Origin of the sequence: Bradyrhizobium sp. HKCCYLRH3059, assembly GCF_051168035.1 — a bacterium.
In the GTDB taxonomy this organism is placed as follows: domain Bacteria; phylum Pseudomonadota; class Alphaproteobacteria; order Rhizobiales; family Xanthobacteraceae; genus Bradyrhizobium.
In genome coordinates, this window is record NZ_JBNPUF010000004.1 from 259,751 (window position 1) to 283,051 (window position 23,301).

Below are 23,301 nucleotides of genomic sequence, written 5' to 3' on the forward strand. Positions count from 1 at the left end.
GCATCGCCTTCGCAAAGATGCGCGCTGCTTGGCCCGCCGACGGCTCGCCGTTGACGCAGGTCTTTCAGACTCGCATCATCACGCCCTGATGTATCGCGATGTCACCGAGCCGCCGTCGGAGGTGCGCTATCGCTGCCCGTGCTGCCGCTTCCTCACCCTTGGGTGAGCGCGGCGGGTTCGAGATCTGCCCGGTCTGCTATTGGGAGGACGACGGCCAGGACGACCACGATGCCGACCTCGTCCGTGGTGGTCCCAATGGAGCGCTGTCGCTGACCGAGGCACGCGCCAATTTCAAGACCCTCGGCGCCTCGGAGGCGGCGCATCGTGCGTGCGTCCGTCTCCCCCGGCGGACGGCGGACGGCGAACGCTAGCTCGTCGCACGATGCGGGACCGTCATCGGCCCGACGGGAGACGCCGGATGTTGTCATCGCTGGATGCCACCACGCCAGCATAGCGATCGCAGGCGAGCACCAAGCGCTAGCGTCATGTCGCAGGGAACGAGCCGTTCAGCTCGCTCCGTCTCGTTTGCTATGAGCGTCGTTCTTCTCGCGCTGAGGAGAGATCTTCCAGTCGCGACCTGCCTTACGGTGGTCCCAATCGATGCCGGGTCCCATCCGATGCAGCGTGTGCTGCTTCTGACGTTCGCTGGTCGACTGCCCCTTCTCTCTTGCCGGCACGCCTGAACTCGCTTTGGTCTCCGCGGGATTGGGGGAAGGTTTTCCTTGCCCCTGAGCGAACAAGGGATTGAGGCTGACTGACGCCAGCAAGACGATCATGAAGGCAAAAGTACGCATGGAACGGCTCTCCCTTTGCATGTCACATCGACCATCCGGCCGCGACCTCGACAGGAGCACTCTGAAGGTCGCGGGCGGCTGCGGATTGATCTGGATCAGATATCCCGCGGGACCAGGCAATCGCGGCTCGCCGGAGCGGATTGACCAGCGATGGATGGAACATGCCTTTGCCTGAGCCGTTCCTGGCTGAAGTGCGGATCGCGGCTGTTTACAGAGCAGACAGATGACCAAGTTTGCGAAGGGCGACCACGTCTCCTGGAACTCGGAGGCCGGCCGCGTGACCGGACGCATCGTCGCGGTGCATGTGCGCGACTTCGACTACAAGGGCTATCGTCACCGCGCCAGCAAGGACTCTCCGCAATACGAGATCAAGAGCGACAAGAGCGAGCACATCGCCGCTCACAAGGAGAGCGCCTTGACCAGGGTGAGCGGCGATGAGGCTCGCGGTTCGCAGGGATGACCGAGCACTCACCCGCCAAGACCGCAATGACACGGGCGCGCGACGCGCTTCCCGTCTTCACCATCGGGCACTCCATGCGGACGATCGCCGAGTTCGTCACGCTGTTGCGGGCCGGCGAGGTTCAGCTCGTCGTCGATATCAGGCGCATCCCGCGCTCGCGGACCAACCCGCAGTACAATTCGGAGGTGCTGCCGGCCGAGCTCGCGCGCCATCAGATCGGCCATCTGCGCATTGCCGAGCTCGGCGGCCTGCGCAAGACGAGCGGCATTTCACCGGACACGAACGGCCTCTGGACCAACAAGAGCTTCCATCATTACGCTGACTACGCCCTGTCCGATGACTTCCGGCGCGGCTTCGATCGCCTGCTGACCGTGTCGGCCGCGCAACGCACGGCCATCATGTGCGCGGAGGCGGTGTGGTGGCGCTGTCATCGTCGCATCGTCGCCGACTACCTGATCGATGCCGGCCGCGCCGTGTATCATCTCATGGGCCACGACGAGGTTCGTGCGGCGACGTTATCTGAGGGTGCGGTGCGAGCCGGCGACAAATTGACCTATCCCGGCTCGAACAACGAATGACACGCAACTCGCGGCGCAGCCGACGCGCTCCGCAGGCTAGGTCTCCTCCTCCATCGTCACCGCGACGGCGCCGATGGCCGACAGCCGCACCTTGTCGCCTTCGACCTCGGCGACGAGACCCTTGTCGATGAAGTGATGATGCCCCTTGTGGCTGCCCTCGCCGCTGTCCTTCCTGGTCAGCTTGATGCGGTTGCCGTCGACGCGGTCGACGGTGCCGACATGCACGCCGTCGGCGCCGATGACTTCCATGTGTTCCCTGATGTCCTGCATGACGCGTCTCCTTCGTGGCTGATGATGGGTCTGAAACTGCCTCAACCGGCGGGGTGCCCGAACTGTTCCGTCCGCGTACCTAGCCGTCGGGCGGATCAGCGCAGCGTGATCCGCCATTCCTCCGCAGGCAGCGGTTACGGCTGCGCCAAACCCCGCCCTACGGACTCTCGTCATTGCGAGGAGCCGAAGGCGACGAAGCAATCCAGGGCGGCATGAGAATTCTGGAGTGCCGCGGATCCTGCCACGGGCTGGGCCTCGGCGCGGACCCGTCGGCTGGCAATGACGCGAAAATCCGCCTGCGCCGACAGGCCATTTTCATCAGCGGCCTCAAGCTGATCTGGCCTGTCCAGTCCTTCGGTGAAAAATAAATCACTTTCGCTTTTTCAAAAATCATGATTGTCTACGCCCATCCCGGCCCGCCGAGAGGGGCGCATCGCGATCGTCACGAGACGTGGGCCGGAGATGCGGTGGCTGTGAGTGTGCCGCAGCGGGCTCGAGGCCCGCCGACGAACGGCACGCTTGCGGACGTGAAGACGCGTGGTCCTGGCGCCCCGAAGCTGGCGCCAAGTGCGGTGGTGATGATGATCGCGCCGCGCGACGGTGGCTAACAAGCCGGACACCGGGGAGATCGCGACATAAGCGTGAAAACCATCGCGCGGGGAATGCCGGGATGCCTCGGCTGAACCTGTGGTGACTGCCGCCTGCTTATCTTCTGCAGGCGGGCCATGGGTGCGGCCAGCGCCCGGCATTCCCCGCGCCCTCTCCCTTCGGAGGGCCAACGACCTGCAAGGCTCGGGCGCCATCTGCGTCGCGGGATCGCGCCCGCTTGGCGATGCTACGCCTTGCGCACGGTGCCGAGGAAGCCCTCCACCGCCACGCGGAAACGATCGGCATCGGTGGACATGCGGCGGACGGAATCGACCATCGCCGCGCCCGCATTGCCGGTCTGGCGGTTGAGCGCTGCGACCGAGCCGATCGTGTCGGTCACGGCGCGGGTGCCCTGGGCGGCATGCTGGAAGTTGCGCGAGATCTCGGTGGTGGCGGCGCGCTGCTCTTCGACCGCCGCGGCGATCGCCGTCATCTTCTCGTCGATGCTGGAGATGTTGTGGCTGATGGCGCGGATCGCCTCGACCGACTCGCCGGTGGCGGCCTGGATCTCGGCGATCTGGCGGGTGATGTCGTCGGTGGCGGTCGCCGTCTGCGCCGCGAGGTTCTTGACCTCGCCGGCGACCACGGCGAAGCCGCGGCCGGCTTCGCCGGCGCGCGCCGCCTCGATGGTCGCGTTGAGCGCCAGCAGGTTGGTCTGCGCGGCGATCGCGGTGATCATCTTGACCACCTCGCCGATGCGGTTGGCGGCGCGGTCGAGCATCTCGACGGTGGCGTTGGTCTGCGCCGCCTTCTCCACCGCTTGGCGCGCATCGGCCGCCGAGGCCTGCACCTGGGCCGCGATCTCGGAGACCGACGCGGTCAGCTCCTCGGTGGCGGCGGCGATGGTCTCGAGATTGGTGGTCGCGGTCTCCGCGGCGCTGGCGACCGCGGCCGTCTGCTCGGTGGACTCATCGACCAGCTTGCGGACCTCGCCGGCGCTGGAATCGAGCTGGCCGGTCGAGTTGCCCATGCTGACGATGACCGCCTGCACGGTGTCGTCGAAGCTCTTGCAGGCGCTGTCGATCGCCTGCGAGCGCTCCAGCCGGCGGCCCTGGTCGAGCTCGCGCTCACGCGACAGCTGCTCGGCGGTGGCGGCGCTCTCGCGCAGGCCCTCGAGGGCGGCAGCCATGGCGCCGAACTCGTCGGCATGAGCGAACTGCGGCACCGGCGTCTGGTAGTCGCGCTGGCCGATGCGCTGGATCGCCTGCATCAGGACGCCGACCGGGCGCATCAGGCGGACGCGCACCGCGCGCAGCGCCAGGCCGGCCACCACGAGCGCGGTGATGAAGGCGAGCGACTGGACGATCAGGCTGCTCAGCGCCGCGGTCTTGATCTCCTCGGCGCGCGCGATCGAGCCGTCGAGCGCGGTCATGCCGATGGCGATGATGCCGGCGAACGGGCCCTGGCAGAACGCGTTCCATTCCGGCGCCGGCATCGCCGGCTTGCCGCTGCCGTCAAACCCCTTGGCGAGCTGGTCCATGCGCTGATGCGCGGCCTCGACCTCGGCGCGCGAGGTCTTCACGGCCCCGGCGAGCCCGGTGCTGCCGCCCCCCGCCAAGAGGTCGTCGAGCCCGGACCAGCCGGCCGCGACGGTGCCGCGCCATTGCGCGATCGCGCCCTTCTGGGTGTCGTCGAGCGGCTTGGAGGCGTTGATGTTGGGACGCAGCGCCGAGCATTGCAGGCCGTAGCGGTCGCGGACCTGCCAGGCCAGCCGCCGCGCCTGCACCATCTTGGCGATCGCCGGATCGGTCATCCAGGCGCGGTTCGAGACGGCGAGCGAGGCAGCGTTGGCGACGTCCAGCGTCTTGGTCATTGCCTGGTACCAGGCCTGCGTACGCGCCAGCACGCGTTCGGAGCGCGGCTTCGCGGCTTCATCGAACAGCAGCTTGAACTGCGGAACCGTGGCGTCCCAGCTCGATTTCAACCCGGCCATGAGGTCGTCGCGCTCGGGCATGTCGACGCCGGCGAGCGCGGCGACGATGCCGTCATAGCCCTTGGCCTCGATGCCCTGATATTCGGTGAGCTTTGCGCGCGGATCGTCCTCGCTCAGCAGCACGCTCTGGATGTCGCCGCGGTGGGCGCGCATGACCAGGACGTTCTGGAAGATCGCCTTGTCGGCCGCGGTCAATTGCTCGGTCGCGACGCTCTCGCGATAGCGGCCCGCGGCGCCGCTCATCAGGATCGCCGTGGACACCAGGATGCCCGCCGCCAGCACCGACAACAGCACCATCAGCAGAGTACTGACCGATTTCTTCATCACGCCCCGCCCCACACCAGAAAGTGGCAGGATGACGCGATTGCACAAATTCTTCCTTAACCATGGACCGGCACACCGGCGGCCGAGGTAATCAGTTGCCGAAATCCCCTGCCCCACGCCAACAAAAAATGCGCAAGCCGCAACGCGGCAGCCGCTGGCGCGCGCTGCGGCGCGATGCGAAGCGAATCGCAGGGCGCGGTGCGCAGTGGCTGGGCCGGACGGTGGGCGCGGCGCCGCGATGGATCAAGATCGCCTGCGGCGCCTTGGTGCTGCTCGTGACCTTCGCGCTGGTCAATCTGGCCTATCACGTCCTGCGCAAGCCGACCGAGCTGTTCGTGGTGACGGGTCATTCGCTCGACAAGGAGCCGGAAGAGACTTGGCGCCAATATGGCGCGCTGTTCCGTGAGAGCTCGACACGATCGATCACGCCGGAGCTGCTCGCCGCCCTGGCGCAGACCGAGAGCTCGGGCAATCCGGTGGCGCGCACCTATTGGCGCTGGCGCTTCGCATGGAATCCGTTCGCGCTGTATCAGCCGGCGTCCAGCGCCGTCGGCTTGTTCCAGATGACCGACGGCGCCTTTGCCGACGCCGCACGGTTCTGCATCCGGGATCACGAGGTGGTCAGCGACGGCTGTGGGTCACCGAGCCTGTACGTCCGCGCATGGCCGGCGCATGCGGTGGCGCTCACGGTGATCTCGCTCGACCGCCAGGTCGCTGCCGTGCTCGCGCGGCAGCCTGGCGCCAAGCCGAGCGCGCAGCAGCGGCAGGATCTCGCGGCCGTCATTCATCTGTGCGGCGCCGGGCCGGCGGCCGGGTTCGCGCGCCGTGGCTTCAAGCCGGCGGATGGCGAGCGCTGCGGCGACCATTCGGTCGCCGGTTATCTCGGCCGCGTCAATGCGATGAAGAAGCAGTTTCAGAAGCTCTCGGCGGCGGAGCAGAGCTAGCGCATGGCGCCCGCTCGGCAACATCGCAGCCCGCCCGGTTCCGCGTTAAGCACGTCGGATTCACTGATGTGGGCAAAGCGCGCCCGTTAAGACATTGGCAACGAACTGCCGCGCATTTTCTCCGTCCCATTAGTACAGGAGTCACCATGTCAGAGATCGGCATTCCCGGCGCGCGCATCCGGTCCTTCATCGAGCGGATCGAGCACCTCGATGGCGAATTGGCGGAGCTGAACGAGCAGAAGAAGGAAGTGTTCGCCGAGGCCAAGGGCGAAGGCTTCGACGTCAAGATCCTGAAGGAGATCATCAAGCTCAGGAAGCAGGACCAGGACGAGCGCGACGAGCACGAGACGCTGCTCGACACCTATCTCCGGGCGATGGAAGCGGCCGAGACCGGGCCGGCCAGCAAAACCCCCGAGCGCAAGGCGGCGTGACGCTGCCGACCGACGATGGCGGCGCGCAGCCCATCTGCGCCGCGCGCTGCCCTCCCCGGGATTTTCCTTGCCCGGTTCCATCCGAGCCTCTAACGCTGCGCTACGCTTCTGCCCGCGCCCGAGGATGAGATGACCGACGCAATGACCTGCCCGCAATGCCGCTCCGAGCACGCCTATCAGGACGGCGCGCTATGGGTCTGTCCCGAATGCGGCCATGAATGGAGCGGCGACGCCGCCGTTGCGGCATCGGCCGGCGACGACGCCAGCATCCGCGACGCCAACGGCAACGTTCTGGCCGACGGTGACAGCGTCATCGTCATCAAGGACCTGAAAGTGAAGGGATCGTCGTCGGTGGTGAAGGGCGGCACCAAGGTGCGCAACATCCGCCTGCAGGAGGCGAGCGACGGCCACAACATCGCCTGCAAGATCGACGGCATCGGCCAGATGAACCTGAAGTCGGAGTTCGTGCGCAAGGCGTAGAGCCTAGTGCTCCCGGAACATTCGCGACGCCATGGCGTTCGGATCAACAACGGGAGGATGGCCATGCTGACGGACGACCAGATCGCGACGCTTTCGGATATCGGCCAGGCGATCGCCTTCTCGCCCGACCGGCAGGACGAACTCGATGGACTGATCCGCGAAGGTTATGTCGCCAAGGACGGCGACATCTACGAGCTGACGGCGAAGGGTCAGAAGATCCTGACCGATCGAGGTGCCGGATTGAACGAGGCCTGACGGACCGGAGGCTCGCAGCACCGGGCATCGGGGCGTCGGTATCAGCGCCACCGGAAAGTCTGGCATCCGGCCAAATATCATGCGGGGAATCGGCGGTTCGTCTGCAGACACCCTTGCGAATCGAACTCTGATTCACCCAATGAACGGCGATATTCCGCCCGAAGACCGAAAACAACGTCCGCGGGCGCCGCAGGACTGCGCAGGCGCTGCCTGTTATTTGACGCAACAGGTCCGGCTCAGGCCCGGCACTCAGGCCGAACAGCACAACACGGGCAAATCGCCAATTGATCGAGCAGCAAACGCAGGCCGGTTGCCCAACGCTGCGTGATCCAAGCAGTGAATCCGTCACGCTTCTGTGGTCATGAAGTGACACCCGTAGCAATCCGTTCCGTAGCAGCACGGCGTGGATTCATAACTTGGCATGAACTCTGCTTTCCCGATCCTGACCGGGTCCCACTCTTTGGAGGCAGAATCAACGTGCTCGTCACTCTCGTCGCAATGCTATGCAACGGCCAGCTCTGCATGGAGAAGGTCGTCACCAACAGCGAGATGTCCGGCATCACGATGACATCCTGCGCCGTCAGCGCGCAGATCGGAATCGCAGACTGGATGTCCAAGGGTCCCTATCACGAGTGGCATCTGCAGAGTTACAAGTGTGTCGCCGGCAAGTACGTGCCGAAGACCAACGCCTGATCCGCTTTGTCCGTCCGGCTGGCGCCCGGATATCCGGGGCCGGCCGGCCAGGCGGAAGAGCTCTGCACTGCTGTCGAATGTTCGACCCCAGTCGCGTCGCATTCGGGACATGCGCAGCAAAAAACGCTGCCGTCAGCGTGCAAACGCGCCCTGAATCGGCGAATTCGATGCGCAATGGCGCTGGCCCGCTTCGTGCAACGCCCCTCAGCGACAATGAGGGATGACGTCATGCCGTTCTACAGCTTCCATTGCGCAGCCTGCGCAGAGGATATCGAGTTGCTGATCGGGATTTCTGAAAGGCCGGTCTGTCCGACCTGCGGCAGTCGCAAGCTGACCCGCCTGCCCTCGCTACCGGCGCCGCCAGCGCGCAGCCCCGGCCTGATCAAGGCGGCGCGCAGCCAGGCAGCACGCGAGGGGCACCTCAGCAACTACAGCCGCGCCGAACGGAAGAAGCGCTGACCCGGCCGCGGCCGCCGGCCCTCGGCCTCAGTCCGATGTGATCTGCACGTCGGGCACGTCATCCTCGGGATCGTCGATGTCGAGGCCGTCCTCCTCGTCCAGATCGATCCCGGAGAGGCAGATGTCACCGTCGTCGATCACAAGCTCGACTGGAGCCAACGTCCGGCCCTGACAGGGCCCGATGAAGCATTGTCCGGTATCGAGGTCGAACTGCGCACCATGCTCGCCACAAACGAGGAAATTGCCTTCCTCGTCCATGAACTCGCCCGGGTGCTTGTCGAGGCGGGCGCCCTGATGCGGGCAGGCATTCTCGAAGCCATAGAAATTGTTGCCCTTGCGCGTGACCAGGATCGGCCAAGGCTTGGCGCTGCCGTCGGGCTCGCGGCGCTGGAGAACGAAGCCCCGCGCCGCGCCATCGTCCACCTCATAGGTCGCGCAGATCGCAAACAGCGTGCTCATCATCCGCCTCTTCTCGCCTCGCCCGGCGTTCTTGGCGCATCCGCGACATCACAGGCGCGCTGAAGAGGGTCGCAGCAAGCAGCATGCCAGCCAGTGCCTGACAGGCAGATCGCGGGCCTCAGACCGCTCGCATGCCGAGGCGGCCGATCCCGGGAAATTTCAGCGCCGGCCGACGCAGATCGACGCCGAGAACTCCCCCGAAGAAGTTCAGCTCGACGCCCTCGATCCACCCGACGGTGACACCGAGATAGCCGCCGAGCGATACGAACAGACCGGTCCCGGAGGCCGTGCGCCCCCACCAGCCGTCAAAGGGGAAGTCCTTGCCGATTGCGGTTGGCGGCAGCACGGCGTTCAGCTCAGGAACCGCGTTCAGCGCCGCCTGCACGAAGGTGTTCGAATTCGGCCCCGGCCAGGCGTTGTAGTCGCCATAGGCGCGGAAGCGGTAGTTCTCGATCACGCTGCGGATCCTCGGGATCACCCGCTCGGCTTCATCGCCGTCGACGGCCAGCACTGTCTCCGGCAATGCACCGAACCAGCGACCATCGGGCGCGAAGCCATCGACCCGGATCGGCTCACCCCACGCGGTGTAGTCGTAGCGGGTGTAGCGCGGGCCGCCCTTCTCCTTCACGACGATCCAGGTGTGGACCGCGAAGATGCCACGCCAACGCACCGTGCGCGCAGCGAATACGCGCACCATCGCGTCGGCATGCTGCGCCGGCGATGGCAGCAGGCCCGCGCTCGAACGGTCCGCAGTCTGCCAGCTGCCGCGACGATCGCCGCGCAGATAGTTCGCGGCCGACAGCGAGATGGGCACGAAGATGAGCAGGAGGAAAGCGAGCACGGGCTTTTTCACGATGGGCGAGAACAATGGAGGCACCGAGGAGTGACAGCCATGTAGTCATCGCGCCCGCCCTCGCCAGCGCCGGCCGGCACGCCACCTTCACAATCCGGACACCAGGGCAGCGCTGATGACTCAGTGCCGACGGAAACCACCGTCCGGGCCGGAACGCCCGCCGCCGCCGCGAGGGCCACTGACGCCGACACGCGCAGCGCCCATGGCGGGGCCGCCCCCGATATGCGCCAAGCCGATTTGCGGCGAAGTCCCGATCATGCGCATGCCGCCCATCTGCGCGCGGGCGCTCTGCGGCGCACCGCTGCTTCGGCTCATCAATGGCTGCACCATGGGTGGCGTTGCAGCTCGAGCGGGAGCACCAGCCACGACCGGAGGTGCGCCGGGGCCGGCGGCAGTCGCAGGCGGCACACGACCTTGCATGCCCGAAGGCGGGCCGGATCGTTGGCCCGTGCCGGCGACCGCGCCCGCTCCGCCGCCAGGCTGGATCATCCCGCCGGGACCACGACCCGGCATCCCCGGGGTCATGCCAGGCTGAGGCGGATTTTGCGCCATGACCGGCGGATGGCGATGCCAGTAGCGGTTCCAGAACGCGTGCCGATGATACCAAGGCCGTCCGAAATAGAAGCTGCTCCAATAGGTGGTCAGCGTGAAGCCGACAGTCGGCACGTACTCGACATATTCGGGCAGGTAGACGTACTGCTCACGATACAGATAGGCGAGCGTCCGCGCCGCGACCCAGCCGCGTTCGCCTCCGAAGCTGACATCGCACCATGCGCCGCCTTGAATGCAGCCATGGATGGTGATCCTGGCGCCGACTGGAATGCGCTCGACGACGGGAAAACCGGGGCCGGGTCCTGCGCGCATGGTGGCCGCGGTGCGCACCAGGCCCGGCGCGGCCACCGCCAGCGAGGCGGGCGTGACAATCAACAGCGCAGCAACAAGACACGGTCTGAGTTTCACCACGGGCGCCCTCCTGTCTGTTTGCCCGAGCGAGCTCGGGCGCGAGACTCTCGCGCCCCGCATGCGCGGCTCAGGCATCCGGTCCACGGGGATGGTGGCAGACTATCGCGGCAACCTCACGGCGCTCCGTTGTCGGAGAGGAGTTGCGCTGCTCCACCGAGAGCACGGCGAAATGCCTCGTCGAACGTCACGCCACGGAATTGCCACCGATCCTGCTTGCCAGCGCGATCGAGGCGCCATTGCGTGACCCAGCCCAGTTCGGCATCGTCCCAGGTGAGATCGCCAAAGAGCATGACATCAGCGCCGGGAAACCACGACGCAACCGCCGCGGGCTGGACATCGTTCAACTTGGTCCGCTCAATGGCGGCCTTCGAGACCTCGGAGGCGCTTGGCAGAGCGATCTCGAGTCCACGCTTGACGGCCGCTGCGCGCAGCGCGTCGCGCTGCAGATCGGACCTCCGGTCGTCGGATGCAACGAAGAAAGTACGACCGCCCGACGTCATCGCCACGATCACGGCAATCGACGGGCGCGGCGCCGGCCACGGCTTGATGTTCAAGCTCGCAAGCAACTGATCGATCCGCGCGCGATCGAATGACACAGTCAAGTCATATGGACGGTCGCGCGTGCCCTGCTCGTCGTGCTTCGGCTTGCCCGACATCTGATCGTGATAATCGAAGCCGGTGACGAACTCCGCTGCCCGCGCCTCGAGTGGCGCGAGCCTTGCGTCGTTCCTGAGCTGAAATGCACCGGACACCTTGATCAGCACGTCTTCCAGACATGCTGCAAATGCCGCCCGGCGATTGTCCTCGCCCTGACCGGTCACGACCGTCTGCGCCTGGTACAGGTCGGTCGGAGCCGCATTCGCAATAGTGCAGGCCCCGACGACCATCATCGCCCAGAGCCCGAGACGCCATACGCCCCAACCGCGGAGAGCACCGCACTGCCTCATCGCGCCCTCGATCCGGCTATGTCGGCTATTTCTGCCGGTCGAGCTTGACGATCGTCGGTGTGGCGGCGTCGGACGTCGAGAACGTCACGCGATCGCCGGCGTGGATGTTCTCGATCATGGCATTGTCCTTGATCTTGAACTCCTGGGCCGCTCCGGCCGTGTTGGCACCGACGGTCCCGTTGGGAACGCGCTTGATCGCGATCGTGCCGTTGAGACGGTTGATCCCCGTGACCATGCCCGCCGTGTCTTGCTCCGCTGCCAGAGCGGGCCAAGTCCCCGCAAACAGGGCGACCGTCGCCAGAGTAATGCCAACTGCTCTCATCGCTGTTCTCCTGCCTTGCTTCTCGCGGCAAACAAAACACCACGAATTCTTTGGTTCCCGGAACCTTCAGCTTCGTCGCTGACGACTTTGGGCCGTCTAACGCGCCACAATCAATGCGCCGTGCAGCCCGTTTGTCGCCCCCAAGCACTACGCCTACATAAAACATGCTGATCGTCTCCGCCGCTGTGGACGACGCGCGCTCGACCGGGCGCAATCGCGAACCTTCTTCGACCGACACGGCTCGGCCACCCTCATGTAGTGATTTGCACGGATTTGTCATCAGACCAGCGCGTGATCAAAGTTTTCCTGCACTCGCAGTATCGACGCCCCGTAACGCCGAATTCATCAATGCGTCAGGATGCGCCTTGACAGCACAGGCAGCCGGGAGGACGATAACAGCGTCGTCCAATCTCGGTGGCCGTTCCTGACGACGCCGCGATGTCCGAACGACAACAAACCATCTGATTGCAGGGAGGTTCTATGACTCCACCTCCGTACCAGATCCGCTGAGTGCGACGGGACTCGCTTCGGACCATCGCATAGCGGCAAATCACGAACGGCACGCCGGGTCGCGGCTTAGTGGGCTGCATCAGCGAGGCATGGCCCCTTGCCCGCCCGGCGCTGTGCCGTCCATCTGGATCACTTCAGCGCGAGCTTTGTAGCTATCTGCGGCTCGAGGCCCGATACTCGGGTTGATACTGCCCAACGCGAACATTGGAACGTGTGATCAGTCGATCGCGTGCAGCGATCAGTTGACCAATGGCAGCCGAGATACCCGCTCGCGGCATCGCCGCATTCCCAATGTCCCCGACCAATATCCCCGAACGAAATCCTTCATCGCCTGATGCACGGCGGGTGCAGGCGTCACCCGCCGCCGAAGCAATCTGCCGCAGCTACTTGCTGTAGTCGTAGAAGCCCTTGCCGGTCTTGCGGCCGAGCTGGCCTGCGGCCACCATCTCCTTCAGCAACGGCGCCGGCCGATACTTCGGATCGTTGAAGCCGTTGTAGAACACCTCCATCACCGACAGCATCGTGTCGAGACCGATCAGATCGGCCAGCGCCAGCGGACCGATGGGGTGATTGCAGCCGAGCTTCATGCCCTCGTCGATGTCGGCCGCGGTCGCAATGCCTTCCGAATACGCGAAGATCGCCTCGTTGATCATCGGGCACAGGATGCGGTTTACGGCAAAGCCCGGGCTGTTCTTCGCGGTGATCGCGACCTTGCCGATCCGCTTGGCGAAATCGGCGGCGGCCGCATGGGTCGCATCCGAGGTCTGCAGGCCGCGGATCAGTTCGAGCAGCGCCATCATCGGCACCGGATTGAAGAAGTGCATGCCGATGAAGCGGTCGGGCCGGTCGGTGGCGGTGGCCAGCTTGGTGATCGAGATCGAGGAGGTGTTGGTCGCGATCAGCGCCTCGGGTTTCAGACCGGCACAGAGGTCCTTGAGGATCTTCAGCTTCAACTCCTCGTTCTCCGTGGCGGCCTCGATGACCAGGTCGCAGTTCGACAGCTTCGCCTTGTCGGCGGTGCCGGTGATGAGCGACAACGCCCTGTCCTTGTCGGCGGTCGTCATCTTCTCCTTCTTGACCAGGCGATCGAGGCTGGAGCCCACCGTCGCCAGCCCGCGCGCCACGGCCTGCTCCGAGACGTCGACCATGACGACCGGAACGCCCGCGGCGGCGCACACCTGCGCGATGCCGTTGCCCATGGTGCCTGCTCCGATGATGCCGACCGTCTGAATCATTGCCGCTTCCTCTCAGTCTCGTATCCGCGGGGACCGCCCCGTCCTGCGCAGTTGCTTAACAGGCTATCGGCCGGCCGGGTAGACCCAAGGCGGCGGGCTGAGAAGGGGCCGGCTGCCCCGCGGTTCGACGGCACCGGGAGCGAACGGTCGCCCCGGGGTCCAAACGAAGAGCCGGCAGACAACCGGCACGGCGCCCAGCCAGAGCCAGCCGCCCGCACCCGCGCCGACGGCGCCGCGCAACGACGCGGCCGGCGACAGCGCGCGCGGCACCGGTCCGCTGAACAGGACCGCTGACCGACACGCCGGCACGGGCGCCCGGGCGGCGGCGGCCGTCGCGTGACGTTGCGTGAGCGCCACGCCAAATCCGTCGGTGTCATCGGAACACCTGTTGAGGCCGACGGTTCTCCACGCTGCAACAGGTCCAATCGAGGAGACCGCCGTGGCGACCGCCGAAACCACCCGACCATCCCCGGAGCCAACGGCGCAGATCGCACGGCATCCGATCCATCCGATGCTGGTGCCGTTCCCTATCGTCTGCTTCATCGGAGCGTTCGTCACCGACATCGCCTATTGGCGGACCGCTGAAATCATGTGGGCGGATATCTCCGCCTGGCTGCTGCTGGTCGGACTGATCATGGGCGTGCTGGCCGGCATCGCCGGGCTCATCGACTTCCTTGGCAATCGGCTGATCCGATCGCAGGCACCGGCCTGGCCGCACATGGCCGGCAACCTCATCGCCCTGGTGCTGGCCTTCTTCAACAACTTGGTCCATTCACGCGATGCCTGGACCTCGGTCGTGCCGACCGGCCTCATCCTGTCGCTCGTCACGGTGCTGATCCTGCCCGTCACCGGCTGGCTCGGTTGGTCGCTCGTGTATCGTCACAGGGTGGGAGTCGCACGATGACGCCGTCCGGCTCCTCCCGCCTCGCGCCTCTGCTCACAGTCCTGCTGCTCGGAATATCCGCGCTTGGTCTCACCGCGTGCAACGAAGGCGGCGATCCGAACGCCGAGATCGGCGCCAACGTCAAGCTGCCCGCATTGACGCAATACCTGTTGCCGCCGATGAACATCGCCACGGTGGTAGGCTGGAAACAGGGCGAGACTCCCAAAGTCGCGCCGGGCCTGAAGATCGAGGCGCTCGCGACCGGCCTGCAGCATCCGCGCTCGCTCTACACGCTGCCGGACGGCGACGTGCTGGTGGTGGAATCGAAAGCGCCGCCCCCGCCGCCGGCGAAACGGCCGAAGGACCTCGTGATGGCCCTCGTCGAATCCTGGGCCACGTCGGGCGGCAACACCGGAGCGAGCAACCGCGTCACATTGTTGCACGACGCCAATGGCGATGGCATTCCCGAGCAGCAGAGCCTGTTCATCGACCATCTCAATTCGCCGTTCGGGATCGCTCTGGTCGGCAACGATCTCTACATCGCCAACACCGACGCCATCGTTCGATATCCCTACACGCCGGGCGAAACCCAGATGAAGGATGCGGGCACGACGCTTGCCGCGCTGCCGGGCGGCCCGATCGATCATCACTGGACCAAGAGCCTGGTGGCGAGCCCCGACGGCCGGTTGCTCTATGTGGGCGTCGGCTCCAACAGCAACATCACCGAGAACGGCATCGAGGCCGAGAAGAACCGTGCCGCCATTCTCGAGGTGGATCGCACCACGGGACGCTGGCGGGTATTCGCGAGCGGCCTGCGCAATCCGAACGGATTGAGCTTCGAGCCGCAGAGCGGCGCGCTGTGGACGGTCGTGAACGAGCGTGACGAGATCGGTCCGGACCTCGTGCCCGACTACATGACCTCGGTGAAGGACGGCGGCTTCTATGGCTGGCCATACAGCTATTACGGCCAGCATGTCGATCCCCGCGTGCAGCCGCAGCGGCCGGACCTGGTCGAAAAGGCCATCGTCCCGGACTACGCGCTCAGCTCGCATGTCGCGCCGCTCGGCATGACGTTCTACACCGCCAGCGCACTGCCGCAGGCCTATCGCGGCGGCGCGTTCGTCGGCGAGCACGGCAGCTGGAACCGCACGCCGTTGAACGGCTACAAGGTGGTCTACGTCCCCTTCGATGGCGGCAAGCCGAACGGCGAAGCCCAGGACGTCGTGACCGGCTTCCTCAATGATCGGAACGAGGCGCGCGGCCGGCCGGTCGGTCTCGCCGTGGACAAGACCGGCGCCCTGCTGATTGCCGACGATGTCGGCAATACGGTCTGGCGCGTCACGGCATCCGGCGGCTGACGGCCTTCAGCCCAATGACGCGAAGAATGGAGGACGATATGGGACTGGCTCAATACGCCATCGTTGCGGTCGGCGATCATTGGAGCGTGCTGCATGACGGCAACGCCCATGGCGACTACGCGACCAAAGAGGCTGCGTTCGAATCCGCTGCATCAGCTGCGACGCTGGCCATCAAGCAAGGCCACGAGGTGCATCTCAGCGTTCCGGGCAATGACCCCGATCGCTCGAACAACTAATCAGCACCACAACACTCATCGTGAGTTCCGACGGGACCTCCAGGGATAGTGAAGTGCACGCTAACGTGTGTTAGCGACAGCCCCTCGGCAGGGCAGCAGACTCATGTTCGGAGGATCAACAGGAGTTTCGCCATGAAGGTCACCCGGAACCGGCGCAAGCAGACAGTGTCGTTCCGCCAGCGGCTGCAGCAGGCTGCAGCCGCTGCCCGCGAGGCGGCAGCACGTCTTCCCGCAGGCCCCGAACGCGACATCATGCTGAAGAAGGCGATGCAGGCGGAGACGGCGGCGCATATCAACGAGCTGTTGAGCGCGCCGGTGCTGCACGCCGCGGAGCGCTAGACCACGCGCCGTATCGTCTGCTGCGGCTTTGAAAGGAACCCGAACGCCATCACGACGCTTTGCTTTCGAGGTCTTGTCTCGGCGAGAGGACGATGATGGCCCGGGTCGTGATAGGCACATCGGGATGGCACTACGAGTCCTGGCGCGGCGCGTTCTTTCCGCCGGGACTGCTGATCAGACATCGGCTGCCCTACTACGCCAGCCAGTTCGAGACCACCGAGCTGAATGGCGTGTTCTACAGGACACCGACGGAAGCTGCCGTCCGCGGCTGGCGCGATCAGACCGGGCCCGATTTCGTTTTCGCCTGGAAGGCCTCCAAGTTCATCACGCATTGGAAGCGCCTGTCTGCGCGCTCGGTCAACAGCATCGCGCTGATGGAGAGCCGGCTGTCGCTGCTCGGCGACAAGGCCGGCCCCGTGCTGTTCCAGCTGCCGCCGCAATTCGAAGCGAATCCAGAACGGCTCGAGTCGTTTCTGCCGCTGCTGCCGACGCACCGGCGCTACAGCTTCGAATTCCGTCACCCGAGCTGGTACACACCGGCCATCATGCGCCTGCTGAGGGATTCGAACATCTCGCTCTGCCTGTCGGACCATCACGACGCGCCGGCACCGTGGAGGCGCACGGCCGATTTCGTCTATGTGCGCGGCCATGGTCCGGGCGGCCGCTACAAGGACAACTATCCGGACGCGACACTCGAGGCCTGGGCCAAGCGCATGCGCGCCTGGGCGTCGCGCGGCATCGACGTCTACGTCTTTTTCGACAACGACCAGAAGAGCGCGGCACCCGCCGACGCTCTGCGGCTACGTCGGCTGCTCGCGGCGTCTTCTCACCGGGCAGGCCGCGCAGCGCGCGCCAGCTCGTCCGAACATCGTGCACATCTCTCGGTTTAGGTCTGCAACCAACGAGAGGAACGATCCGCGCGACGCACACTCATCACGCTCGGCTGCCTGGTGCTGGCGGGCCCTGCCCTCGCCCAATCCGTCGGCGAAAAGACCGGGGTGAATTCGGCGCTCGGCATTGCGCCGATCACCGAGGACTTCGTCAAGCAGGTCGCCATCAGCGACATGTTCGAACTGCAAATTGAACCAGTTCGGCGAGCAGAAGGGCAACGCGCAGGAGAAGAGCTTCGCCGCGCAGATCGTCAAGGATCACACCAAGACTTCGACCGGGCTGAAGAGCATGGTCGAGAGCGGCAAGGTCAAGGTCCAGCTGCCCGCCGTTCTCGACAGCGCGCATCAGAGCAAGCTCGACAAGCTGAAGGCAGCGAGCGGCAAGGACTTCAGCTCGGATTTCGACGACATGCAGGTCAGCGCCCACAAGAACGCGGTGTCGCTGTTCGAGCGTTATGCGAAGGGCGGCGACAATCCGGCGCTGAAGGAATGGGCCGGCAAAACCCTGCCGGCCCTGCAGCATCATCTCGAAATGGCGCAGAACCTCGACAAGGGCAAGCGAGCGAACGATATGAGCGCCGGTCCGAGCTGGCCCTCATGATGTTCGGATGCCGTGCCGTGCAGTCCCGTCGTCAGGCGGCGCGGACGGAGGATTGCCGAGTTGATCGATGCTCGACTCGATCCGTTCGCGATCGACCTCGATCCGGCCTTGCGGCGCGGTCGACCATCGTGCGCACGTCGGTGAGCTTTGCCTTGGCAGCGCTCAGTCCGTCGAAGATGGCTTGGCTGTCGGAGAGCGTCTCAACGGCCGCTTTCGCTTTGGCGAAGGCGGCGTCGGCCTGCTGCCCGGCCTTGTCGACGGACTTGATCGCTTCGGTTCTGCTCGCGTAGGCGCGATAGTGAGATACCAGCACCTCGCCCCCCGAGAACACAGGCAAGCGCCGTGACCGAGAGCATCGATGCCGCAAAGAGCTGACCGGCTCGCATTGATGCATTTCCAGTTGCTTGTTTTGATCAACCCAGAAGCCGGAACTAAGGGGGCCTTAACTACACAGGTTTCGCCGAGCGCCAGATCGCCGCGATCACGCATCGGGTCCCGTAATTTCACGGGCTTCGACGGTGATGCCGCATCAGATTTCATGAGAGTTCCACGACAGGGGCGCGAAGGACTGGTCGGACTCGCGCGATGTTGCCCAGCTCCGAGCATCGCTGAGGGCAGGAGCATCGCCAAGATGCCGCAGCAGTCCCCGGCTGCGGGCCGCACTTTGGTTCCGCGCGCAGGTGCAGAAAGATCAGCGGTCAACGCGGTATCATGCTAACATAAGTTATTGAAGTCGCACCGAATGGAACCCCAATAAACCAACTCGGGGGAACCACTCTTTGAGTCATCTGGTCCGCAAGCTCGAGAATTTCGTCCGCCTCTCTGCGGCCGACCGCCTGATGCTCAACCGCGCGGCGGCTCAACGGGTAAGGACCTTCGCGCCACGCACCGACATCGCGCGCGAAGGCGAGAAGCCCAAGGACGTGCATCTGATCCTGAACGGCTGGGCCTGCCGCTACAAGCAGCTCGAGGACGGCCGCCGCCAGATCGTCTCGTTCTTCCTGCCTGGCGATATCTGCGATCTCAACATCTTCATCCTGCGCGAGATGGACCATTCGATCGGCACCATCACGCCGGTGTCGATCGCCGACCTGCCGCGCGAGTTCTTCGACGAGATCAGCGCCGGCTATCCACGCATTGCGACGGCGTTCTGGTGGGAGACGCTGGTCAACGCCGCAATCCAGCGCGAATGGACCATGAATCTCGGGCAACGCACCGCGTCCGAACGCATGGCTCACCTGTTGTGCGAACTGTTCTTCCGGCTGCGGCTGGCGGGCCTGGCCGACGACAGCAGTTGCAGCTTCCCTCTCACCCAGGCAGATCTCGCCGAGGCGACAGGCCTGTCGAAGGTCCACGTCAACCGCACGCTGCAGGAACTGCGCGCCAGCAACCTGATCGTGCTCAAGGGCAAGATGCTGGTACTTCCGGACCTCGAGCGCCTGATGAGCGCCGGCCTGTTCAACGCGAATTACTTGCATTTGGACCGCGAAGGCCGTCAGCTCGACGCGAATGAGTGAGAGGTTCGGAGCGCTGGCGCTTGCGCTATGCTGACCGTGTCGGCACTCTGCCGGGGAAACGGCGATGGTCGAACAGCGCATGGTGGACGGACCCTTCGAGCAGGAGATCGTGCAGCGCCTCGGGCTGATGCCCAACCTGTTCAGGTCGGCGCCGTCGGCGCCTGAGGCGACCCGACAGCTCTGGCAGTTCGCCAAATGCGCCTATCTCGACACCCCGCTTCCGGCCCTTTTCAAGGAGCGGCTCGCCGTCCATCTGTCGCGCCTCAACCGCTCGCCTTATTGTCTGACCCGGCATTTCGGATTTCTGGTCGGATTGGGCAAGCCCGCGGGTGACTCGACGTCTCGCCCGGAGACGATCGATCGGGCGCGTCACCTGCTCGCGCGGCCGCTCGCGGATCCCGCGCGCGCCGCGGCGGCGCTCGACCGGCTTGAACTCGTCCAGCCCCCGCTCGACATCCCGGAGCCGGGCAGCGATGGTGAGGCGGACCTGTTCGAGGCCGCGTCGGTGCTGTTCATGCAGCGTGCTGATTCCGACCGCTCGCGGCGCGCAATCCGACATGCCTTCGGCAACACCAGGTTCGATCTGCTGGCGGCCTTCCTCGCCTATCTGCGCACAGCCCATTTCTGGGCCGATGTACACCTGCTTGCGATCGATTCGGACGTGCTTGCCCTCGCACAGACCGATCCCGAGCTTGCCGTCTGCCTCGGGTGCAGCGAGCTGCCGGAGGCAGGGCCGTCCGCACGGCAGCCGCATTCGAACGGCGGCGATGCCGGCGATCATCGGCTGCGCCGCCTCCTCGAGATCGATTCGGTCGGCGTGCTGTTCTTCGATCATGCAGCCGGCACCCTGATCGACGCCAACGAGGCCTTCTTGGCGATGACAGGCTATTCGCGCCAGGACATCGACAGCGGCGAGCTGACCTGGAAGAGCCTGACACCCCCGGAATGGATGCGCACCTCGAGCGACCAGATCGAGCTGCTGCGGCAGACCGGCCGGATCGGTCCCTATGAGAAGCAGTATTTTCGCAAGGACGGGGAACGCGCCTGGATGATGTTCGCCGGCCGTGACCTCGGCGACGGCACCCTGGTCGGGCTCGCGATGAACATCGACGACCGCAAGCGCACCGAGGCCGCGCTGCGCGACAGCGAGGCGCGCTTCCGCCAGTTCGGCGAAGCATCCTCCGACGTCGTGTGGATCCGCGATGCCGAGACCCTGCGCTGGGAATATCTCAGCCCCGCATTCGAGACGATCTATGGCGTCCCGCGCAGCGCTGTGCTCCGCGGCGACCATCTGGCATCGTGGACCGAGCTCATGCTGCCGGAGGACCGGCCCCGCGCCATCGAGAGCCTCGAGCGCGCCCGGCGTGGCCAGCGCGACAGCCTGGATGTCCGTATCGTCAGCCAGCCGGACGACGTCACGCGCTGGCTGCGCATCCGTAGTTTTCCCATGGTCGACGAGCTGGGACGGGTGCAGCGCATCGGCGGCATCACCCAAGACATCACGGCGCTGGTCTCGGCCTCCGAGCACCAGAAGCTGCTGCTCGCCGAGCTGCAGCACCGCGTCCGCAACATGCTCGCCGTGATCCGCTCGATCATCCGCCGCACGGGCGACTCGAGCGACAGTGTCGAGGATTTCGCCAGTCACCTCGAAGGCCGCATCACAGCGCTGTCGCGCATCCAGGCGGTCGTCACGCGCGATCCCCTCGCCGGTTTCGATCTGGCCGAACTGATCGCCGATGAGCTGCGCGCCGGCGCCGCGCGCGAGGACAGGCAATTCTCGCTGTCGGGCCCCCAGGTGCGACTGAAGCCGAAGGCGGCCGAGAGCATCGGGCTTGCCATGCACGAGCTCGCGACCAATGCGCTGAAATACGGTGCGCTGACAGTGCCGCGGGGCTTCATCAGGATCGAATGGCGGCTCGATGAGCGCGACGCGGCCGACTGGCTGGTCATCGACTGGACCGAGACCGGCATGTCCGGCCGTCCGCTGGGTGCGCAGCGCCAGGGTTTTGGAACCGTGCTGCTGGAACAGATGCTGCCGTACGAGGTCGGTGCCCGCGTTGTCCGGCGCTTCGAACCGAGCGGCCTCTGCTGCGAGATCCGGGTGCCCACGGGCGACATTCTCAAGCGTTGACGGGCCGATCGACGCTTCATTTCGCGGCACCGGTCGGTAACAATGGCCAGGATCTCGCCGGCACGGCGAAACGCCGTCGGCATAGCCTTCGCGGTGCATTCGGGGTATGCTCCGCCTGCGGCCAGAGGTGGAGGTCGCATGGGTCGCGCAACCGCCATGTCTTCGCCTTGGTTGGGGCGGATATGACCAAGTGTCGATGAGAATGGGAATCAGCAGAGCGTCGGCGCGACGGAACGATGATGGGACGTTCCCGAGTATGCGGCTCTGGCCAAGATGGATCACCGTGAACATGCAGATGCGTGGGCACGAGGGACAACCGGTATCCAGGTTCTGTGCTGATGCGGCCGGAGAGGCCGAGCGTTTCGTGGCGCAGTCGTCATCCGACGTTGGTGTCACGAAGCGTCAGTACGATGCAGCGTGAGTACGCGAAGCGTGGGTGCACGAGGCGTTGGTAGGACGACGCATCGGAACAGAGCCGAGCGCCGCCTGCGAGGCGGACGACAACGGAGGACGGAGCGTCAATGCTTGCAACGACGACCAAGGACGGCGATCAGCAGCCTCATGCCGTGATCGATCCCGAGATCGTGCTGGCGGCCCGCGCCGATCGCACTGCCGCCGAAGCGGACAGGCGCAGCTCGCAACGGCCACCGGACGTGCCCTCGCCGAAGATCGACCCTGACTACAGGACGCAGGCGACCAGCGACTTCGCGGTCACCGGAGAGCGCAGCACGTTCGCCACCTGGGCCGTGCGCACCATTCTGGCGGTGCTGTTCGCGGTCGGCAGCGCCGTCGCCGCAGCCGCCTGGCAGAGCTATGGAGACCAGGCCCAGGAGATGATCGCGCATTGGATGCCGCGGATCTCGCTGGCTTCGAACGCCGACAAGGATGCCGCGGCACAGCCCGCCGCGACCGCGCCCCAGCAGGCGGCCGCAGAAGCGCCGGCCGAGGTGCAGGAGCACGCAACGAGCGCGGTTGGCGCGACCTCGCAGGAGCAGGCGCAGTTGCTGCAATCGATGGCCCACGACCTCGCTGCCTTGAGCCAGCAGATCGGCGAGCTGAAGACGAGCCTCGCACAGCTGAAGGCCGGGCAGGAGCAGATGGTCCGCGACATGGCGCGGGTCGCCGAGGCCAAGTCCAGCGACAGGCCCGCCGAGCGGCCGAGCGAGCGGACCGCGGAAGCACGGTCGTTCGATCCGCGCGCCATCGAGCAGACGATCCGGCCGCGCCCGGCCGCGCGCCCTGCAACGGCGGCCGTGACCCCGGCACAGCCTGGTGCGGCAGCACCGCACCGGCCGCGCATGCCGCCGCCGGCCGCAACCAGCATGGCCCCTCCGCCGCCCGCCCCGATGCCGCTGCCGTCGGCGCCGGTCGATCCGGATCAGCCCGTGGTGCGCCCGCCAATGCCGGTGCGCTGAAGGATCCGCACAGGCGCCCGCGCTGGTCCGCGCCGATCGGCGCGGCGGTGATCGATGTCGTCGATCCACTTGTGGCGACGCGGCTTTCCGAGCTAAGGAACTGCGCCTGACAATGCGCATCCCCGAGGGGTTCATGAGCCTGACCGATCCGACCGTCCTGTCCGCCTCCGACCTCGCAGACCGCATCGCGATCCTGCGCGACAACATCCGCCAGATCACCGAGCAGGCCGCCTCGCAGTCGGGTGCCGCGGACGAGGAGCGCAACGCCGACCGCCTCGCGCAGCAGAGCGAGGAGCTCGACGTTCTGCTCAAGGAGCAGGAGCGGCGGCTGAACAAATAGCCGGCGACCCCTTCGATCAATTCGCGCGTGCTG

The 23,301-nt window shown here is 65.7% G+C and carries 29 protein-coding genes and 1 pseudogene; 20 read left to right on the plus strand and 10 right to left on the minus strand.

Annotation, left to right across the window (positions count from 1 at the left end; translation table 11 throughout):
• The first annotated feature begins 158 nt into the window (after positions 1–158).
• Entirely contained in the window at positions 159–371 is a 213-nt protein-coding gene (locus ACQR13_RS15025; protein ID WP_315751723.1) for a CPCC family cysteine-rich protein, read from the plus strand.
• A gap of 135 nt (positions 372–506) precedes the next feature.
• Here ACQR13_RS15025 and ACQR13_RS15030 read toward each other — a convergent pair whose 3' ends face one another.
• Positions 507–794: a hypothetical protein gene (locus ACQR13_RS15030; protein WP_315751724.1), complete on the minus strand. Its 288-nt coding sequence runs from the start codon at positions 792–794 to the stop codon at positions 507–509.
• A gap of 223 nt (positions 795–1,017) precedes the next feature.
• Here ACQR13_RS15030 and ACQR13_RS15035 point away from each other — a divergent pair, with 223 nt between their 5' ends.
• Both ACQR13_RS15035 and ACQR13_RS15040 read left to right on the plus strand, forming a co-directional pair.
• Positions 1,018–1,254, plus strand: a complete 237-nt coding sequence (locus tag ACQR13_RS15035) for a DUF2945 domain-containing protein (protein ID WP_315751725.1) — start codon at positions 1,018–1,020, stop codon at positions 1,252–1,254.
• Positions 1,251–1,832 (plus strand): DUF488 domain-containing protein, encoded by a 582-nt coding sequence (locus tag ACQR13_RS15040; protein ID WP_315751726.1) that lies wholly within the window; start codon positions 1,251–1,253, stop codon positions 1,830–1,832. Before ACQR13_RS15035 ends, ACQR13_RS15040 begins: the two co-directional genes overlap by 4 nt.
• A gap of 36 nt (positions 1,833–1,868) precedes the next feature.
• Here the strand turns inward: ACQR13_RS15040 and ACQR13_RS15045 are convergent, their stop codons facing one another.
• Positions 1,869–2,102: a DUF2171 domain-containing protein gene (locus ACQR13_RS15045; RefSeq protein WP_315751727.1), complete on the minus strand. Its 234-nt coding sequence runs from the start codon at positions 2,100–2,102 to the stop codon at positions 1,869–1,871.
• Positions 2,103–2,314: 212 nt separating this feature from the next.
• Here ACQR13_RS15045 and ACQR13_RS15050 point away from each other — a divergent pair, with 212 nt between their 5' ends.
• Positions 2,315–2,470, plus strand: a complete 156-nt coding sequence (locus tag ACQR13_RS15050) for a hypothetical protein (RefSeq protein ID WP_434862948.1) — start codon at positions 2,315–2,317, stop codon at positions 2,468–2,470.
• A gap of 467 nt (positions 2,471–2,937) precedes the next feature.
• Here ACQR13_RS15050 and ACQR13_RS15055 read toward each other — a convergent pair whose 3' ends face one another.
• A complete protein-coding gene (locus ACQR13_RS15055; RefSeq protein WP_315751728.1) occupies positions 2,938–5,007 on the minus strand; it encodes a methyl-accepting chemotaxis protein in 2,070 nt (689 codons plus the stop codon).
• A gap of 128 nt (positions 5,008–5,135) precedes the next feature.
• Between ACQR13_RS15055 and ACQR13_RS15060 the strand changes: the two genes are divergently transcribed.
• From ACQR13_RS15060 to ACQR13_RS15085, 6 genes are all read left to right on the plus strand, one after another.
• Entirely contained in the window at positions 5,136–5,951 is an 816-nt protein-coding gene (locus ACQR13_RS15060) for a transglycosylase SLT domain-containing protein (protein ID WP_409999243.1), read from the plus strand.
• Between the two features lie 146 nt (positions 5,952–6,097).
• A complete protein-coding gene (locus ACQR13_RS15065; RefSeq protein WP_315712263.1) occupies positions 6,098–6,382 on the plus strand; it encodes a DUF2312 domain-containing protein in 285 nt (94 codons plus the stop codon).
• 129 nt (positions 6,383–6,511) lie between these two features.
• On the plus strand, positions 6,512–6,862 hold the full coding sequence (locus ACQR13_RS15070) for a zinc ribbon domain-containing protein YjdM (RefSeq protein WP_315751729.1): 351 nt from the start codon (positions 6,512–6,514) through the stop codon (positions 6,860–6,862).
• Positions 6,863–6,925: 63 nt separating this feature from the next.
• Complete coding sequence (locus ACQR13_RS15075; RefSeq protein WP_315712266.1) at positions 6,926–7,117, plus strand: hypothetical protein; 192 nt, start codon at positions 6,926–6,928, stop codon at positions 7,115–7,117.
• Positions 7,118–7,594: 477 nt separating this feature from the next.
• A complete protein-coding gene (locus ACQR13_RS15080; RefSeq protein WP_316170439.1) occupies positions 7,595–7,810 on the plus strand; it encodes a hypothetical protein in 216 nt (71 codons plus the stop codon).
• 228 nt (positions 7,811–8,038) lie between these two features.
• Positions 8,039–8,269, plus strand: a complete 231-nt coding sequence (locus ACQR13_RS15085; RefSeq protein ID WP_316170438.1) for an FmdB family zinc ribbon protein — start codon at positions 8,039–8,041, stop codon at positions 8,267–8,269.
• Positions 8,270–8,296: 27 nt separating this feature from the next.
• Here the strand turns inward: ACQR13_RS15085 and ACQR13_RS15090 are convergent, their stop codons facing one another.
• The 6 genes from ACQR13_RS15090 to ACQR13_RS15115 all read right to left on the minus strand — a co-directional run bounded on the left by ACQR13_RS15090 (position 8,297) and on the right by ACQR13_RS15115 (position 13,558).
• On the minus strand, positions 8,297–8,731 hold the full coding sequence (locus ACQR13_RS15090) for a Rieske (2Fe-2S) protein (RefSeq protein ID WP_316192636.1): 435 nt from the start codon (positions 8,729–8,731) through the stop codon (positions 8,297–8,299).
• A 115-nt stretch (positions 8,732–8,846) separates the two neighbouring features.
• The gene (locus tag ACQR13_RS15095) at positions 8,847–9,569 is read right to left on the minus strand and encodes a DUF3750 domain-containing protein (RefSeq protein ID WP_315751730.1); all 723 of its coding nucleotides are present in this window, start codon (positions 9,567–9,569) and stop codon (positions 8,847–8,849) included.
• A 132-nt stretch (positions 9,570–9,701) separates the two neighbouring features.
• Positions 9,702–10,544: an SH3 domain-containing protein gene (locus tag ACQR13_RS15100; protein WP_315826833.1), complete on the minus strand. Its 843-nt coding sequence runs from the start codon at positions 10,542–10,544 to the stop codon at positions 9,702–9,704.
• A gap of 113 nt (positions 10,545–10,657) precedes the next feature.
• Positions 10,658–11,431, minus strand: coding sequence for a DUF2066 domain-containing protein (locus ACQR13_RS15105; RefSeq protein WP_315767279.1), 774 nt, complete (start codon positions 11,429–11,431; stop codon positions 10,658–10,660).
• Positions 11,432–11,516: 85 nt separating this feature from the next.
• The gene (locus tag ACQR13_RS15110) at positions 11,517–11,813 is read right to left on the minus strand and encodes a copper-binding protein (RefSeq protein WP_315712278.1); all 297 of its coding nucleotides are present in this window, start codon (positions 11,811–11,813) and stop codon (positions 11,517–11,519) included.
• Between the two features lie 893 nt (positions 11,814–12,706).
• Positions 12,707–13,558 carry a 3-hydroxybutyryl-CoA dehydrogenase gene (locus ACQR13_RS15115; RefSeq protein WP_315826832.1) on the minus strand — a complete coding sequence of 284 codons (852 nt, stop codon included), beginning with the start codon at positions 13,556–13,558 and terminating at the stop codon, positions 12,707–12,709.
• A 439-nt stretch (positions 13,559–13,997) separates the two neighbouring features.
• On the opposite strand from ACQR13_RS15115, the gene ACQR13_RS15120 reads away from it, so the two are divergent.
• From ACQR13_RS15120 to ACQR13_RS15145, 6 genes and pseudogenes are all read left to right on the plus strand, one after another.
• A complete protein-coding gene (locus ACQR13_RS15120; protein ID WP_315751734.1) occupies positions 13,998–14,462 on the plus strand; it encodes a DUF2231 domain-containing protein in 465 nt (154 codons plus the stop codon).
• A complete protein-coding gene (locus ACQR13_RS15125) occupies positions 14,459–15,799 on the plus strand; it encodes a PQQ-dependent sugar dehydrogenase (RefSeq protein WP_434862949.1) in 1,341 nt (446 codons plus the stop codon). Before ACQR13_RS15120 ends, ACQR13_RS15125 begins: the two co-directional genes overlap by 4 nt.
• Before the next feature lie 38 nt (positions 15,800–15,837).
• The gene (locus ACQR13_RS15130; RefSeq protein ID WP_315712282.1) at positions 15,838–16,035 is read left to right on the plus strand and encodes a hypothetical protein; all 198 of its coding nucleotides are present in this window, start codon (positions 15,838–15,840) and stop codon (positions 16,033–16,035) included.
• Positions 16,036–16,167: 132 nt separating this feature from the next.
• Positions 16,168–16,374, plus strand: coding sequence for a hypothetical protein (locus ACQR13_RS15135; RefSeq protein WP_315712284.1), 207 nt, complete (start codon positions 16,168–16,170; stop codon positions 16,372–16,374).
• 95 nt (positions 16,375–16,469) lie between these two features.
• Positions 16,470–17,264: a DUF72 domain-containing protein gene (locus tag ACQR13_RS15140; protein ID WP_434862992.1), complete on the plus strand. Its 795-nt coding sequence runs from the start codon at positions 16,470–16,472 to the stop codon at positions 17,262–17,264.
• A 42-nt stretch (positions 17,265–17,306) separates the two neighbouring features.
• Positions 17,307–17,865, plus strand: a pseudogene (locus ACQR13_RS15145) (DUF4142 domain-containing protein).
• Between the two features lie 31 nt (positions 17,866–17,896).
• Here the strand turns inward: ACQR13_RS15145 and ACQR13_RS15150 are convergent.
• Positions 17,897–18,202, minus strand: coding sequence for a hypothetical protein (locus tag ACQR13_RS15150; RefSeq protein ID WP_434862950.1), 306 nt, complete (start codon positions 18,200–18,202; stop codon positions 17,897–17,899).
• A gap of 442 nt (positions 18,203–18,644) precedes the next feature.
• Here ACQR13_RS15150 and ACQR13_RS15155 point away from each other — a divergent pair, with 442 nt between their 5' ends.
• The 4 genes from ACQR13_RS15155 (at position 18,645) to ACQR13_RS15170 (ending at position 23,268) form a co-directional block, all read left to right on the plus strand.
• The gene (locus tag ACQR13_RS15155; RefSeq protein WP_315712288.1) at positions 18,645–19,382 is read left to right on the plus strand and encodes a Crp/Fnr family transcriptional regulator; all 738 of its coding nucleotides are present in this window, start codon (positions 18,645–18,647) and stop codon (positions 19,380–19,382) included.
• Positions 19,383–19,446: 64 nt separating this feature from the next.
• Positions 19,447–21,513, plus strand: coding sequence for a sensor histidine kinase (locus ACQR13_RS15160; protein WP_315712289.1), 2,067 nt, complete (start codon positions 19,447–19,449; stop codon positions 21,511–21,513).
• Between the two features lie 521 nt (positions 21,514–22,034).
• Positions 22,035–22,928 carry a hypothetical protein gene (locus ACQR13_RS15165; protein ID WP_315751739.1) on the plus strand — a complete coding sequence of 298 codons (894 nt, stop codon included), beginning with the start codon at positions 22,035–22,037 and terminating at the stop codon, positions 22,926–22,928.
• Positions 22,929–23,061: 133 nt separating this feature from the next.
• Positions 23,062–23,268 carry a hypothetical protein gene (locus ACQR13_RS15170; protein WP_315712292.1) on the plus strand — a complete coding sequence of 69 codons (207 nt, stop codon included), beginning with the start codon at positions 23,062–23,064 and terminating at the stop codon, positions 23,266–23,268.
• Positions 23,269–23,301 lie beyond the last annotated feature (33 nt).

Excerpts from the sequence above, each read along its gene's own strand:
- ACQR13_RS15045 (WP_315751727.1), bottom strand. The coding sequence starts at position 2,102 with ATGCAGGACATCAGGGAACACATGGAAGTCATCGGCGCCGACGGCGTG.
- ACQR13_RS15135 (WP_315712284.1), top strand. The coding sequence starts at position 16,168 with ATGAAGGTCACCCGGAACCGGCGCAAGCAGACAGTGTCGTTCCGCCAG.
- ACQR13_RS15105 (WP_315767279.1), bottom strand. The coding sequence starts at position 11,431 with ATGGTCGTCGGGGCCTGCACTATTGCGAATGCGGCTCCGACCGACCTG.
- ACQR13_RS15170 (WP_315712292.1), top strand. The coding sequence starts at position 23,062 with ATGAGCCTGACCGATCCGACCGTCCTGTCCGCCTCCGACCTCGCAGAC.
- ACQR13_RS15070 (WP_315751729.1), top strand. The coding sequence starts at position 6,512 with ATGACCGACGCAATGACCTGCCCGCAATGCCGCTCCGAGCACGCCTAT.
- ACQR13_RS15160 (WP_315712289.1), top strand. The coding sequence starts at position 19,447 with ATGGTCGAACAGCGCATGGTGGACGGACCCTTCGAGCAGGAGATCGTG.
- ACQR13_RS15075 (WP_315712266.1), top strand. The coding sequence starts at position 6,926 with ATGCTGACGGACGACCAGATCGCGACGCTTTCGGATATCGGCCAGGCG.
- ACQR13_RS15140 (WP_434862992.1), top strand. The coding sequence starts at position 16,470 with ATGGCCCGGGTCGTGATAGGCACATCGGGATGGCACTACGAGTCCTGG.
- ACQR13_RS15125 (WP_434862949.1), top strand. The coding sequence starts at position 14,459 with ATGACGCCGTCCGGCTCCTCCCGCCTCGCGCCTCTGCTCACAGTCCTG.
- ACQR13_RS15055 (WP_315751728.1), bottom strand. The coding sequence starts at position 5,007 with ATGAAGAAATCGGTCAGTACTCTGCTGATGGTGCTGTTGTCGGTGCTG.
- ACQR13_RS15050 (WP_434862948.1), top strand. The coding sequence starts at position 2,315 with ATGAGAATTCTGGAGTGCCGCGGATCCTGCCACGGGCTGGGCCTCGGC.
- ACQR13_RS15165 (WP_315751739.1), top strand. The coding sequence starts at position 22,035 with ATGCTTGCAACGACGACCAAGGACGGCGATCAGCAGCCTCATGCCGTG.
- ACQR13_RS15090 (WP_316192636.1), bottom strand. The coding sequence starts at position 8,731 with ATGATGAGCACGCTGTTTGCGATCTGCGCGACCTATGAGGTGGACGAT.
- ACQR13_RS15035 (WP_315751725.1), top strand. The coding sequence starts at position 1,018 with ATGACCAAGTTTGCGAAGGGCGACCACGTCTCCTGGAACTCGGAGGCC.
- ACQR13_RS15085 (WP_316170438.1), top strand. The coding sequence starts at position 8,039 with ATGCCGTTCTACAGCTTCCATTGCGCAGCCTGCGCAGAGGATATCGAG.
- ACQR13_RS15040 (WP_315751726.1), top strand. The coding sequence starts at position 1,251 with ATGACCGAGCACTCACCCGCCAAGACCGCAATGACACGGGCGCGCGAC.
- ACQR13_RS15110 (WP_315712278.1), bottom strand. The coding sequence starts at position 11,813 with ATGAGAGCAGTTGGCATTACTCTGGCGACGGTCGCCCTGTTTGCGGGG.
- ACQR13_RS15060 (WP_409999243.1), top strand. The coding sequence starts at position 5,136 with ATGCGCAAGCCGCAACGCGGCAGCCGCTGGCGCGCGCTGCGGCGCGAT.
- ACQR13_RS15115 (WP_315826832.1), bottom strand. The coding sequence starts at position 13,558 with ATGATTCAGACGGTCGGCATCATCGGAGCAGGCACCATGGGCAACGGC.
- ACQR13_RS15130 (WP_315712282.1), top strand. The coding sequence starts at position 15,838 with ATGGGACTGGCTCAATACGCCATCGTTGCGGTCGGCGATCATTGGAGC.
- ACQR13_RS15065 (WP_315712263.1), top strand. The coding sequence starts at position 6,098 with ATGTCAGAGATCGGCATTCCCGGCGCGCGCATCCGGTCCTTCATCGAG.
- ACQR13_RS15030 (WP_315751724.1), bottom strand. The coding sequence starts at position 794 with ATGCGTACTTTTGCCTTCATGATCGTCTTGCTGGCGTCAGTCAGCCTC.